The following is a 13,441-nucleotide window of genomic DNA, read 5'->3' as shown; positions in this document are numbered from 1 at the left end:
CGATCCATTGCGTGGGGCATCGCATCGGCCATGCACCGCGCGGGGGCAGACCTTGCGTTTTCCTATCAGGGCGAGAGCCTTCTGAAACGTGTGGGGCCGCTGGCTGAAAGCACGGGCAGTGATTTTCTGGTTGAGGCGGATGTGACCGATGACGCGTCGATGGATGCCTGTTTTGCGGCGCTCAAGGACCGCTGGGGCAGCATTGATTTCGTCGTCCACGCCATCGCCTATTCTGACAAGAACGAACTGACAGGCCGCGTGTCCGACACCAGCCGCGACAATTTCAGCCGGTCCATGGACATCAGCTGTTACAGCTTCATCGATGTGGCCCGCCGCGCCCGTGATCTGATGCCAAACGGCGGCACACTGCTGACACTGACCTATGAAGGCAGCCAGCGCATCACCCCGAACTACAACGTCATGGGGGTGGCCAAAGCGGCCTTGGAATCTGCCACGCGCTATCTGGCCGCAGACCTCGGCCCTGACGGCATCCGCGTCAATGCGATCTCTCCGGGGCCAATGAAAACGCTGGCGGGGGCGGCCATTGCGGGGGCGCGCCGTACCTTCAAATATGCCGAAGCCAACGCGCCCATGCGCCATAACGCGACGCTTGACGCTGTGGGTGGCACCGCCGTCTATCTGGCCTCTGACGCAGGGGCCTGCACCACGGGTGAGATTATCCATGTCGACAGCGGCCTGCACGTGATGATGATGCCCGCGCTGGACAATCTGGGGTGAGCCCAACCGTCACCGTCCTTCTGGCCCTTGCCTGCTGTTACGGCACCTATCTGATCCTGCGCGGCGGCTGGACATCGCGCCTGCGGACCACGATCCTTGGCCTTGACCCCAAAGGCATCGGCATATCGGCGCTGGCGGTGATCGCGGCTTGGTTATTCTTTGGGCCTGTCTTCGGCATGTCCTTGATCATCACCGTGGTAATCCACGAATTCGGCCATGTGGCCGCCTACCGTGTGATCGGCCATCACGACGCCAACTTCCGTCTGGTCCCGCTGTTGGGCGGCTACGCCATTTCTTCACGGGCGCCCTCGACCCAAGAGGAACAGGTCTTTGTTTCTCTCATGGGGCCTGCGATCTGTCTGGCCCCTATGGTTCTGGCCTATGCGTTGATCCCGATTGCGGCTTTGAATGCGCCCGATCTGGTCTATCCGTTGATTGTTTTTGCTTCGGTGAATGGAGCACTGAATTTCCTCAATCTCGTGCCGATCTGGCCGCTGGATGGGGGCCACCTGACGTCCACCATCTTTACGGCGATCAATGACAAATTGCCGTTCTACATCTTTGCGGCCTTCACAGGGATCATCGGGCTGGTGGCCGTGCTGAACCAGAGGATCTTCTTGTTGTTCATCGTGCTGATGGGCGTGCAACACCTGATCCAGACGCGCGGCATCGACGGCACAGCCCCCGATGCGCGCATGTCAAAAGCCCGCGCCTACCTGTGTCTCGCAGCTTGGCTGTTCACCGCAGCCGCGTTCTTCCTAGGTGGCCTTGCGACGTTGATCCGCTTTATCTGACCAGCGCGACACGCAAACGGGGGACCACCGCCCCCCGCGTCTTTGGTTCAAAAATATGCAAAATCCGACCGATGCCCCAAACCCACACGGGGGCGCTGGGGCGCAAGCTTAGGCCGCTTTGATCGACATCACTTCGATGGCAAAGGTCAAATCCTTACCTGCCAGCATGTGATTGGCGTCCAGCGTCACTTCGCTGTCCGACAATTCTACCACTGTGACCGGCATGGCGTGCTGGCCGTCTTGGCTTTGCATCTGCAAGGTCAGGCCAAGCTCCAGCGGAATATCCGCAGGGATCTGCTCACGCGGAATAGCTTGGCGGTTGGCGGGATTGATCTCACCATAGGCTTCGGCGCAGGGGATTTCGACGACCTTCTTGTCACCCACTGACATGCCCGGCAGCGCTTTATCCAGACCGGGGATGATCTGGCCGGACCCCACAACAAATTCCAACGGATCACGACCGTCGCTGCTGTCAAAGGTGCTGCCGTCGGCCAATGTGCCGGTGTAATGAATGGCGACTGTGTCGCCTGATTTGATCTCGCCCATGGGAATATCCTCGCATTTTCTGGCTTAGCGCGGCCTTACGTGGCCGCACCTGTCGCGGCACCGCCTAACAACCGCGCGTCCGACATGCAAATGCGCCCCTTTCCAACGCGCCCACCCCATGCAAAGCTGACCCCAACAGCAAAGGGCCGCCCCATGACCATCACCACCTGCATCTTCGACGCCTATGGCACCCTGTTCGACGTGGACGCCGCCGCGCGTGAGGTTGCCAAACAACCCGGTCAGGCCCAACTGGCCGCCGTTTGGGCAACGCTGTCCAAGGACTGGCGGGCCAAACAGCTGGAATATACGTGGCTGCGCGCGATCGGTGGCCGTCACATTCCGTTCTGGCAGGTGACCCAAGACGCCCTCGACTGGGCGATGGAAAACAATGGCCTGCGCGACAATGCCCTGCGCGCACAGCTGCTGGCCGTCTACAAGGAATGCCCCGCCTTTCCCGAAGTCCACGCCATGCTCAAGGCGCTCAAAGACAAAGACGTCAACATCGCGATCCTCAGCAATGGCAACCCCGACATGCTGGTGCCTGCCGTGCGCTCCGCCGGAATCGGGGAATACCTTGACGATGTGCTGTCGGTCGAAGACGCGGGCATCTACAAACCCCACACCTCTGTCTACGATCTGGTCTGGGACCGCTTTGATGTGCCCCAAACCGAAGTGCTTTTTGCCTCGTCCAACGGCTGGGACGCCGCAGGGGCCGCAGGTTACGGCTTTGCGACCGTTTGGGTGAACCGTGCCGGTGCGCCGCAGGACCGGCTCTGGGCCGCACCGCACCGCACCCTCAAAGACCTGAAAACCATCCCCGATCTGGTCTGATGCCGCAGTTTACGACCACGGACGGCATCACCCTGCACTACACCGACGAAGGGTCAGGCCTGCCGGTGCTGGCGCTTGCGGGCCTTACGCGCAACACCGCTGACTTCGATCATGTGGCCCCGCATTTGCTGGCCACGGGGCTGCGCCTGATCCGCATGGATTACCGCGGGCGTGGGCAGTCCGACTGGGCCGATCCGGCCACCTACACCATCCCGCAAGAAGGGGCCGATGCGCTGGCCCTGCTCGACCACCTGGGCGTTGATAAGGCTGCGATCCTGGGGACGTCCCGTGGCGGCCTCATCGCGATGGTGCTGGCCGCCTCCGCCAAGGACAGGCTTCTGGGCGTGGCCCTCAATGACATTGGCCCCGAAATCGCGCCCGCAGGCCTCAGCGTTATCAAAGATTACATCGGCCGCAACCCGGCGCAATCCACGCATGAGGAAGCCGCCGCATTTCGCGCGCGCGCATGGTCCCACTTCAAAGGGGTGCCCCATGACCGCTGGCTGGCCGAAGTCCGCAACCACTACGATGAAACCGACGCTGGCCTTGTGATCAAATACGACCCCCGCCTGCGCGACGCTGTGCTTGAGGCGGGCGCGCAACCCGCCCCCGACCTCTGGCCACTTTATGACGCGATGGCGGGCCTGCCGCTGGCGATGCTGCGCGGTGATGCGTCAGACCTGCTGTCAGAGGCCACGTTTGAGGCCATGCGCAACCGCCGCCCCGATGCCCACGCGGCCACCGTCCTGGGGCGCGGCCATGTGCCGTTTCTGGACGAACCCGAAGCGCTCTCAACCCTCAAAGACTGGATCGCCGACCTATGAGTGACGCCTGCACCGCCCAGATGATCCGCACCGCCGCCCAGCGCATCGCGGGCCACGCGCGGCGCACACCGCTGCTGTCCTCACCGTTCCTCGATCATCTGGCCCAGCGGCGCATTCTGGTGAAACCGGAATGCCTGCAACACACCGGAAGCTTTAAATTCCGTGGCGCATTCAACGCCCTGTCAGCGATGGACCCTGCCACCCGCACCCATGGCGTCATCGCCTTCAGCTCCGGCAATCACGCGCAGGGTGTGGCCTATGCGGCCAAGCTCCACGACACCTCCGCCGTGATCATCATGCCGTCCGACGCACCGCAGCTAAAAATCGACAACACCCGCGCCTTGGGGGCCGAGGTGATCCTCTATGACCGCGATACGGAGGACCGCGACGACATCGGCGCCCGTCTGAGTACGGACCGTAACCTGACCCTTATCAAACCGTTCGACGACCCGCAGGTCATTGCAGGCCAAGGCACGACAGGGCTTGAGATTGCTGAAGACGCCAAAGCCCTTGGCATCACAAACGCCGAAGTTCTCGTGTGCTGCGGCGGCGGCGGCCTGACCTCCGGCATCGCGCTGGCGCTTGAAGCCGACGCGCCAGGCTTTCGCACACGCCCCGTCGAACCCGCCGGTTTTGATGATGTGGCGCGGTCGCTGGCCACGGGCGCAATCCAGCGCAACGCGGCCACCTCAGGCAACATCTGCGATGCGATCATCACGCCGCAACCGGGCGATTTGACGTGGCCGATCCTGCACCGCCGGTGCGGCCCCGGCCTTACCGTGACCGAAGACCAATGTCTGCGCGCCATGCGCGAGGCGTTTTTACGCCTCAAACTGGTGGCAGAACCGGGCGGGGCCGCAGCGCTGGCCGCTGCTCTCTATTCGCCGCAGGTTGAAGCCGATACCGTGATTGTCACCATCTCGGGCGGCAACGTCGACCCCGCGATGTTCACCCGCGCCCTGACCCTGTAGAACGCCCGCCAAAATTCGCGAATTTTGGCCCCGACCCAAGGACACGATATGACCCACTTCACCATCGCCAGTTTCAACGTCAAAAACCTCATCGGGGCGGATCAGGAATACTACAGATACCAATCCTACACGCCTGAAGAATACGCGTGGAAAGAGGCATGGCTGGCGGATCAGATCCTGACCATGGACGCCGATATCGTGGGGTTTCAGGAAATCTTTGACGAACCCACCCTGCGCGCCGTCATTGACGAAGCCGACGCCATGGGCAATGCGGCCAATGACGCCAACATCCCCGACGCCTCCAAACGATATCACCGTAAGGCGATTTTCCGCAAACTGGCCTACACGCCCTATTTTGGCGCAGGTGGCAAAGGCGCACTGGCCGTGGCCCCCAATGTGGCCGACGGGCAACCTGGCCAACGTCGGCCTGGCGTGGCGATCCTGTCGCGCTTTGGCTTTGCCGAACCGCCAGAGGTCTTGCAGGACCTGCCAGAACCCCTCGATATTCCATTTTCCCGTCTTCGTGGCACCACCGAGGGCGAGGACGGCGCAGGTTTTTTCCGCATCAACCGCCTCAGCCGCCCGATCCTCAAGGCGCGCATTCCTGTGGGCGGCAAAATCATCACCGTCTTCAACTGCCACCTGAAATCCAAACTGGGCGAACACATCACCCCGCGCGGCGCGTCCCAAGCCCCGGCGGAGGACCTCACCAATTACGACCCCACCGCCCGCGCCCTTGGGTCCCTGCGTGCCGCCCTGCGTCGCATGGCCGAAGCCTGGGTGCTGCGCCGCGAAATCATCGAAGAATTGGGCGACGGAAACCCCGTCATGGTGCTGGGCGACTTCAACGACAGCGAACATTCCGTCAGCTCCGAAATTATTTCAGGCGAGGTGCCATTCAAAAATTACGCATGGATGCTGCGTCACGACGCCAAACACCGGTCCGACCGCTACAGCGACGATGAGAACGCAAAAATCCAAGAGGACATCGACCGCGTCCGCCTGCATTCGGCCGAACGCCTGTTTGTGCGCAAATCTGCCCGCGATATGGTTTACACCTCCGCCTTTGGTGGCGTTTTTGAATCCATCGACCAGATTTATATGTCGCGACACTTCCACCCCGACAATCCGGCCAAAATCGGGGAGATGGAGTATTTCTCGGTCCTCAATGACCACCTCACCGACGGGTCCCACCCTGAGGCCCCCTATAACAAGCTCGCGTCCGATCACGGCCAGATCATGGCGCATATGGTGATGGGCGATGGAGAGGATTGAAGCCAAAGGCGCGACCCTCGCCGCGTGGGTCACAGGCGATGGTCCGCCCCTCGTTTTTGCTCACTCCCTAGGGTTGGACCACAGCGTCTGGGCCGATGTGGCAGCGCGCTTTCCCGACAACAAGATCGTGTCCTACGATCTGCGCGGCCATGGCCAATCCGATGCCCCGCCCGGACCCTATTCCATGGGCACACTGGTGGCCGACGCAGAAGCCGTGTGTGATCAACTGGCCCTGAAAGACGTCTGTTTCATAGGCCTGAGCGTCGGCGGCATGATCGCCCAAGGGCTGGCTGTCAAACGTCTTGATCTGGTGCGGGCCATGGTGATCTGTTCGACCGCTGCAAAGTTGGGCCAGCCCACCCCATGGCACGACCGCGCCGCGACCGCCCGCCGCGACGGCATGGCGGCGCTCACGGACATGACCTTTGCGCGATGGAACGAACAGGGCCCGCAACCCGCGCTTCGATCCGTGTTTGAGGCCACGCCGCCCGAAGGCTACGCTGCCATGTGCGAAGCCATCGCTGGCACCGATTTCTACACGCCAACGTCTGGCCTGCGCCTGCCCACGCTGGGCCTTTGCGGCGACCGTGACCGTGCAACGCCCCCTGATCTGGTGCGCGAAACCATTGATCTTATCCCCGGCAGCACCTTTCAGTTGATCCGTGGCGCGGGCCACGCCGCCCCTGCCACCAAAGCGCAGCCCACAGCCGATCACATCCACGCCTTCCTCGCCGGGATCGGCCACATCTGACCGTGCGCCCAGACCGTGCGCTGGGACACGGATCGCGGGGCCGTTCCTTGCTATTCTCTTTGCGTATTTCAAATCACGCAGATTGGAGAAGACCGATGGAAGATAAAGATCTTTACGAAGGACAAACCCTTATCGCGACCATGACCGAGGTCGAAACGGATACCGAAATCGCTCGTTTCGAATACCGCTTGGTGGCGGCCCCTGCGGGTGCCGATGCCCCCGAAGGCATGCCCGCCCTGACCCCAGAACTCATCTCAGAGAGCTGGATCACACCAGAGGCCAAGGCCCTCAACGCGCCCCCCGAAGGCGGGGTCGAAAGCAAAGCGGACACCGCGCTTGAGGTCACAAAATTCGCGTGGTACTTCATCAAGGACAACAAACCGGTCAGCGATGCCAAGGATACGACGACCTCAATCATCCTCAAGGACACCGATCCGCTGGATTACCAGATGGCGAAGGACACCCAGTCCTCAACGATCCAGTTGAAAATCCACGATTCCCTGTTCAAGGACTGGATTCTCGTCGACACCAAGGCCCGCCTCGAAGGCACCTACCATGCGACCCCCAGCAAGGATGACATGGCCTTTGGCCACTATATCCCCGCGCTCCACTTCAATGTGACGAACATTAAAGTGGACTGGCCCATTTCGCTGAATGCCCATGCAGAGGTCAGCCCACCCTCAAACAAAGGACCCAAGGACAACGTCCAGCCACAGGTCAAGCTGACGGCAAAGTTCAAGGTCCACTGGTTGTTCCAGACAATGACCTTTTCAGCAGGCTTCACCGCCAATGGACTGACAGGGTTTCGGTTCAACGGTTGGAACTGACACCCAAGCGCCGCGCCCCTTTGATCGGCATTAGGGCGCGGCGGCCCTGTCGCGCAAATACAGAACCCGCGCGGCAAAGGCACACAGACCGATGCTGCCCGTCGCCAAAGTGAAAGCGACCCAGGGCAACGGGCGTACGCCAACCGCTCGGGCAGCAGGCACCAACCAGATCAATGCCATCCCCACTGCCAGCAACAGATCCATCCAGATCTGATTGCCCCAAGCATTGCGGACGTGCTCCGTCCAGAATCCCAAAGGCCCCTCGGTGAGAACAGCAAAGAGGGACCACACCGCGAAACCCGCCGAAAAGCACGCCGGTATGATCCAGCGGACCTGACGCCGCGCGACCAATGCGGCCACTAGTCCCAAAAGGATCACCGCCGCGACGATGGGCACGATATCAAACAGGGTCATTGGCCCCACCTCTCAACACTGTTAAAAATGTAGTATCTGCTACATACCGCAAATGTAGCGATCGCTACAAGGAGAATTCTATGCGCCCATCCGTGCAACGGCCCGCCCCGTGACCGCCAAGACCGACGACTGGCTCAGCGCAATGGCGGATCACGTGCTTGAACACGGATTGAACACCGCCTCTCTTCGCCCATTGGCAAAGGCCGCAGGCACCTCGGACCGCATGTTGATCTATCATTTCGGCAACAAGGACGGCGTGATCGCGGCCCTGCTCACTCATCTGGCCGAACGCTTCACCGATGCGCTGAGCGCAAGCAGCACCGCGCCAGTCGCCACCCCCGCCGCACTTGTGGCAGAGGTCATGGCGCTTCAACGCCGCCCGGAGATGGCAGGTTTTCTGCGGGTCTGGTTCGATATTATCGCGGCCTCCGCCCATGGCCAGTCGCCCCATACCCAGACAGGCCAACACATCCTGTCCGGGTTCGTGGGCTGGATCGCCTCCCGTCTGCCCAAAGATGATCCGGATCCCCAGCGCACCGCTAAAGCGCTCCTGACCGTGATCGAAGGCATGGCTGTGATGGATGCGCTGGGGCACTCTGAACTGGCGGATACGGCCCTTGCCACACTACTCCCACCTGAATGACGCACACGCACCGCCCGCCCCTTGCCACGCCGCCTCCATTCATCTGGCCCAAAAAACTCCCCCCGGAGGGCCGCTCTCGATCAAGCACCGCTCGACCATGATTATCCCCCTTCCCGAACCGTTCGGTTCAAGATAGCCGTCAGCCATGACAGATATGACCGCCCCCCAGCGCCGCCGCGCGATTACCTTTATCCTCGTGACCCTCACGCTGGACGCCATGGGCATCGGCCTGATCCTGCCTGTCATGCCCGACCTTATCCGAGAGGTCGAAGGCGGCACCCTGGGCAGAGCTGCCCTATGGGGCGGCATTCTGGCCACGACCTTTGCGGTCATGCAATTCATCTTCGGGCCGATTTTGGGGTCCCTGTCAGACCGCTACGGCCGCCGCTCTGTGCTGTTGATCTCGCTGCTGGTGATGACGGTGGATTATCTGGTCATGGCCGTCGCGGGCTCCATCTGGTTGCTGTTTTTGACCCGCGTGATCGGCGGTATCACTGCAGCCACCCAATCGACCGCCGCCGCCTTCATTGCGGACATCTCGAAACCGGAAGAAAAATCCGCCAACTTTGGCCTGATCGGCGCGGCCTTTGGCGTGGGGTTCGTTCTGGGGCCTGTGATCGGCGGCCTGTTGGGTGAATTGGGCACCCGCGCGCCCTTTTATGCCGCCGCAGCCCTTGGCGCGCTTAATCTCGTCTTCGGCTACTATGTGTTGCCCGAAACAGTCACCGACAGCATCCGCCGTCCGTTCCTGTGGCGCCGCGCCAACCCGTTCGGGGCCTTCCGCGCGCTCAGCCAGTTGGACGGCTTGCGTCGCCTGATCTTTCTGGTCTTCCTCTATGAATTCGCCTTTATCGTCTATCCGGCCACATGGGCCTATTTCACGAAAGAGGCGTTCGGCTGGTCCCCCGGCATGGTCGGCGCGTCGCTGGCCCTGTTCGGAATAGGCATCGCCATTGTCCAAGGCGCGCTGATCCGCCCCGCCCTCAAACGGTTCGGCGAACGCGGCACCATCATCTACGGCATCGCCTTCAACTTCACCGCCTTTGTGCTGCTGACCATCATCACAACGGGCTGGGTCGCGCTGGCCTTCATCCCGATTACCGCCCTCGGCGCGGTCGTCACACCTGCCCTGCAGGGGCTTATGTCCCAACGCGCAGGCGACGATCAGCAAGGTGAACTGCAAGGCGTCATCGCCTCGGCCAAATCCATCGCGATGATCTTCTCACCTCTGGTGATGACACAACTCTTTTGGATGTTCACCAACGACACCGGGCTCTATTTCCCCGGCGCGGCCTTCGCCTTGTCAGCGGCCATCATGATCGTGTGTATGATCACTTTTCTGGGCCGCCCTCAGCCCGCGTCCTGATCCGCCCCCGATTGCGCAGCACCTGAGACCGGCAAAGGCTCCTTGAAGGTCAGGGTGCGATACGGGAACGGGATTTCGATCCCTGCGTCATCCAGCGCGCGCTTGACAGCAGACACCACCTCATCGCGAGAGCGTCGGACCTCAACCGGCTGTGACCCGCACCACCACGTGACCTCAAAATCAATGGACGAGGACCCGAAACTCTGGGCAAAGATTTGCACCGGCTTGTCGTCCTGCACCACAGTGTCGCAATTTTTCACAGCGTCCCCAATCACGCCACGCGCCTGATCCACATCCACGTCATAGGCCACCCCGCACATGACCGTCACGCGGCGCAGATCGCGATGGGTCCGCACCCAGACGGGGTTCTTAAACAGGATCGAATTGGGGACGATCACCAGTTGCCCATCCGTCTGCAGAATATGACTTTCGCGAATGGCGATATGATCCACCCGACCCTCGACATCCTGACATTCGATCAGATCCCCGATCCGCATCTCCCGCCGAAACAGAATGATGATGCCTGCCAGAAAATTCTCAAACACATCCTTAAAGGCAAAGCCGATTGCCACCGATCCAAGACCAAGACCCGCCAGAATGCTGGCCGGTGTCAGCCCCGGAAACACAATGACCGCCGCGATCATCAGCCCCAAGGTCCAGACCACAATCGACGTAATCAGCCCGAACAATTCTTTCAGACTGGGACGCAAGGACGTCCGCTGTAACACTTGCGACAGCACAAACCGCGCCAATTTCGCCAGTCCCCATGTCAGCACCAAAACAAAGACGGCCACAACCACCTGAGGGGCCGCCTCAATCGCGCCACGGGCAATCGCCGACAGCTGTTGCGATAAAATGCTGACAGGTTCGATGTCTAGGTCCATTTGGGTGCGCCTTTGATCCGTGTTGCAGCCCAACCCTGACCTTCCGTCAATCGTTCCGTTTGCGTCCCATAAAGTCGCATTCCCACTTGCACGCCGCAGCGCGGGCCGCCACGCTCTCGTGAAACCACACCGATCGGAACACCACATGCCCCTCATCAAAGCCGCCGTCTGCCATGCCTTCGGAGACCCCTTCCAGATCGAAGAGATTGAGTTGCGCGCACCTATGGGCGAAGAGGTCGAAGTGACCCTTGCCGCCTGCGCCATCTGCCATTCCGACATCTCTTACGCGGATGGCATTTGGGGAGGCTCCCTTCCGGCCGTCTATGGGCATGAGGCCGCAGGCACCGTCACAGCAATCGGGGCAAACGCCAAGGGCGTGGCCGTGGGCGACCGTGTGGTCGTCACCCTGATCCGCGCCTGTGGCACCTGCCCCAGCTGCGCCACAGCACGGCCCACCAACTGCGAAACCCCCTACGATGGCGACCACGGTCCAATCAAAACGGCCCAAGGAGGCAAATTGCATCAGGCCATGGCCTGCGGGGGATTTGCCGAAAAGGTCGTCGTGGACGCAAGCCAAGTCGTGACCCTGCCGGACGGCATTTCGATGGAGGCCGCATCGCTGCTGGCCTGCGGTGTCATCACCGGCATCGGCGCTGTGGTCAACGCCGCGCAGGTCCGCCCCGGACAGGATGTTGTCGTGATTGGCGCGGGCGGCGTGGGCCTGAACGCCATTCAAGGGGCCGCCATTGCGGGTGCACGCCGGATCGTGGCCGTGGATATGGAACCCAGCAAACTGGACGTGGCCCGCGAATTTGGCGCGACCGACGCCGTGCTGGCCAGCACGGACGCGCCCTGGCGTGAGGCAAAAGCGGCCATGGGCCGAGGCGCGGATGCGGTCCTTGTGACCGTGGGCGTCGCAGGCGTCTATGATCAGGCGCCCCGCTATCTGGCAAAGGGCGGTAATGTCGTCATGGTCGGCATGCCCGGGTCCGGCCAACATTCGACCTATGAGGCCGCAAATTTCGCCGCTGCGGGCCAAGGCATGGTGGGGTCCAAAATGGGCGACGTGGTCATCAAGCGGGACATCCCGTGGATGGTCGATCTTTATACCCAAGGCCGCCTGAAACTGGATGAATTGATCTCTGGCCGCTGGTCGCTGGACCAAATCAACGAAGCCATGGCCGATACACGCACGGGTGCTGCCAAACGCAACGTGATCGTGTTTGGGGACACCGCATGAAGCTTGCAGACCTCGACATCATCGTAACGGCCCCGCCTGCCCCCGGCTGGGGTGGGCGATATTGGATCTTGGTCAAGGTGACCACCGACACAGGCATCACCGGCTGGGGCGAATGCTACGCCAGCTCCGTCGGGCCTGACGCCATGCGCGCCGTCATCACCGATGTGTTCTCTCGTCATATGGCAGGTGAAAACCCGGAAAACATCGAACTTATGTTCCGCCGCGCCTATTCCAGCGGCTTCACCCAACGCCCCGATCTGACGGTCATTGGCGCGTGGTCGGGGCTGGAAATTGCCTGCTGGGACATCTTGGGCAAAGACCGCGACCGGCCGGTGCATGCCCTCATCGGGGGGCGTCTGAACGACCGCATCCGCGCCTACACCTACCTCTATCCGCAAGACAACCACAGGCTTCCCGACTTCTGGGCCAGCGCCGATATGGCCGCTGAGGCCGCCGAGGCCTACGTGGCGCAGGGCTATACGGCGGTGAAATTCGACCCCGCGGGCCCCTACACGATCCGCGCGGGGCACATGCCGTCGATGCATGATATCGAAACCTCTGTGAATTTCTGCGCCGCGATCCGGGGTGCGGTTGGTCCGAATGCTGATCTGTTGTTCGGCACCCACGGGCAGTTTTCTACGGGCGGTGCCATCCGCATGGGGCAAGCGATCGACCCGTTTTCACCGCTGTGGTACGAAGAACCGATCCCGCCGGATGCGGTGGGCGAAATGGCCAAAGTCGCCGCAGCCGTCAAAACCCCAGTGGCCACGGGCGAGCGCCTGACCACCAAGGCTGAATTCGCGACCGTCCTGCGCGCCGGGGCCGCGACGATCCTGCAGCCTGCTCTGGGCCGATCAGGCGGCATCTGGGAAACCAAGAAAATCGCCACACTGGCTGAAGTCTATAACGCCCAAGTGGCCCCGCATCTTTATGCCGGTCCCATCGAATGGGCCGCCAATATCCAGCTGGCCGCGACCCTGCCCAACATCCTGATGGCCGAAACCATTGAAACGCCATTCCATGCAGCACTGATCAAAAACAGCATCACGGTCGAAAACGGATATGTCGCTGTACCCACCGCCCCCGGTCTTGGTATCGACGTGGACGAAGACCTCGCGCGGGCACATCCCTACACGGACACCGGCCTGCACCTTGAAATGCAAAGCGATCCGATCAGCTACCACGGCCAAAACGTTTTCGCAGGCGGTGCACCCGTCAAAAGCGAATGATCTTGCATTAACCTTAACGCGCGCCCACCCCTGTTTCGTTTTGCCCTAAAATACTCCCCCCGGAGGGCCCATTTGCCAAACGCGCCACAGCCCCTTAGACAGTGAACA

General features: G+C 61.5%; 15 protein-coding genes. 12 read left to right on the top strand and 3 right to left on the bottom strand.

Annotated elements, in window-relative coordinates; genetic code table 11:
- Positions 1-738 (top strand): enoyl-ACP reductase FabI (locus ACTG36_RS05975; protein WP_439141699.1); only part of this gene is annotated, 738 nt, incomplete at its 5' end.
- Positions 735-1,532, top strand: a complete 798-nt coding sequence (locus ACTG36_RS05970) for a metalloprotease (protein WP_375279863.1) — start codon at positions 735-737, stop codon at positions 1,530-1,532. The genes ACTG36_RS05975 and ACTG36_RS05970, both read left to right, overlap by 4 nt.
- A gap of 108 nt (positions 1,533-1,640) precedes the next feature.
- On the opposite strand, the gene ACTG36_RS05965 is transcribed toward ACTG36_RS05970, so the two are convergent.
- A complete protein-coding gene (locus ACTG36_RS05965) occupies positions 1,641-2,078 on the bottom strand; it encodes an FKBP-type peptidyl-prolyl cis-trans isomerase (RefSeq protein WP_375279862.1) in 438 nt (145 codons plus the stop codon).
- A 153-nt stretch (positions 2,079-2,231) separates the two neighbouring features.
- Here ACTG36_RS05965 and ACTG36_RS05960 point away from each other — a divergent pair, with 153 nt between their 5' ends.
- The 6 genes from ACTG36_RS05960 to ACTG36_RS05935 all read left to right on the top strand — a co-directional run bounded on the left by ACTG36_RS05960 (position 2,232) and on the right by ACTG36_RS05935 (position 7,557).
- Complete coding sequence (locus tag ACTG36_RS05960; RefSeq protein ID WP_375279861.1) at positions 2,232-2,909, top strand: haloacid dehalogenase type II; 678 nt, start codon at positions 2,232-2,234, stop codon at positions 2,907-2,909.
- Positions 2,909-3,733 carry an alpha/beta fold hydrolase gene (locus ACTG36_RS05955; RefSeq protein ID WP_375279860.1) on the top strand — a complete coding sequence of 275 codons (825 nt, stop codon included), beginning with the start codon at positions 2,909-2,911 and terminating at the stop codon, positions 3,731-3,733. Before ACTG36_RS05960 ends, ACTG36_RS05955 begins: the two co-directional genes overlap by 1 nt.
- Complete coding sequence (locus ACTG36_RS05950; protein ID WP_375279859.1) at positions 3,730-4,704, top strand: threonine ammonia-lyase; 975 nt, start codon at positions 3,730-3,732, stop codon at positions 4,702-4,704. The genes ACTG36_RS05955 and ACTG36_RS05950 overlap by 4 nt, the downstream gene beginning before the upstream one ends.
- A gap of 48 nt (positions 4,705-4,752) precedes the next feature.
- The gene (locus tag ACTG36_RS05945; RefSeq protein WP_375279858.1) at positions 4,753-5,979 is read left to right on the top strand and encodes an endonuclease/exonuclease/phosphatase family protein; all 1,227 of its coding nucleotides are present in this window, start codon (positions 4,753-4,755) and stop codon (positions 5,977-5,979) included.
- Positions 5,966-6,730 carry an alpha/beta fold hydrolase gene (locus ACTG36_RS05940; protein WP_375279857.1) on the top strand — a complete coding sequence of 255 codons (765 nt, stop codon included), beginning with the start codon at positions 5,966-5,968 and terminating at the stop codon, positions 6,728-6,730. The genes ACTG36_RS05945 and ACTG36_RS05940 overlap by 14 nt, the downstream gene beginning before the upstream one ends.
- A 95-nt stretch (positions 6,731-6,825) precedes the next feature.
- Positions 6,826-7,557 carry a hypothetical protein gene (locus ACTG36_RS05935; protein WP_375279856.1) on the top strand — a complete coding sequence of 244 codons (732 nt, stop codon included), beginning with the start codon at positions 6,826-6,828 and terminating at the stop codon, positions 7,555-7,557.
- Between the two features lie 30 nt (positions 7,558-7,587).
- Here ACTG36_RS05935 and ACTG36_RS05930 read toward each other — a convergent pair whose 3' ends face one another.
- Complete coding sequence (locus ACTG36_RS05930) at positions 7,588-7,971, bottom strand: hypothetical protein (protein ID WP_439141695.1); 384 nt, start codon at positions 7,969-7,971, stop codon at positions 7,588-7,590.
- A gap of 109 nt (positions 7,972-8,080) precedes the next feature.
- Between ACTG36_RS05930 and ACTG36_RS05925 the strand changes: the two genes are divergently transcribed.
- Both ACTG36_RS05925 and ACTG36_RS05920 read left to right on the top strand, forming a co-directional pair.
- Positions 8,081-8,614, top strand: coding sequence for a TetR/AcrR family transcriptional regulator (locus ACTG36_RS05925; protein ID WP_375279854.1), 534 nt, complete (start codon positions 8,081-8,083; stop codon positions 8,612-8,614).
- A 154-nt stretch (positions 8,615-8,768) separates the two neighbouring features.
- Positions 8,769-9,980, top strand: coding sequence for a TCR/Tet family MFS transporter (locus ACTG36_RS05920; RefSeq protein WP_375279917.1), 1,212 nt, complete (start codon positions 8,769-8,771; stop codon positions 9,978-9,980).
- Here ACTG36_RS05920 and ACTG36_RS05915 read toward each other — a convergent pair.
- Complete coding sequence (locus ACTG36_RS05915; protein WP_375279853.1) at positions 9,965-10,864, bottom strand: mechanosensitive ion channel family protein; 900 nt, start codon at positions 10,862-10,864, stop codon at positions 9,965-9,967. The two genes, ACTG36_RS05920 and ACTG36_RS05915, sit on opposite strands and share 16 nt — an antisense overlap.
- Positions 10,865-11,009: 145 nt before the next feature.
- On the opposite strand from ACTG36_RS05915, the gene ACTG36_RS05910 reads away from it, so the two are divergent.
- A complete protein-coding gene (locus ACTG36_RS05910; RefSeq protein WP_375279852.1) occupies positions 11,010-12,104 on the top strand; it encodes a zinc-binding dehydrogenase in 1,095 nt (364 codons plus the stop codon).
- A complete protein-coding gene (locus tag ACTG36_RS05905; RefSeq protein WP_375279851.1) occupies positions 12,101-13,333 on the top strand; it encodes a mandelate racemase/muconate lactonizing enzyme family protein in 1,233 nt (410 codons plus the stop codon). The genes ACTG36_RS05910 and ACTG36_RS05905 overlap by 4 nt, the downstream gene beginning before the upstream one ends.
- The last annotated feature ends 108 nt before the right edge of the window (positions 13,334-13,441 follow it).

Origin of the sequence: Pseudooctadecabacter sp. (assembly GCF_965657175.1) — a bacterium.
Taxonomy (GTDB): Bacteria; Pseudomonadota; Alphaproteobacteria; order Rhodobacterales; family Rhodobacteraceae; genus Octadecabacter.
This window is presented reverse-complemented; position numbering and strand designations above follow the sequence as displayed.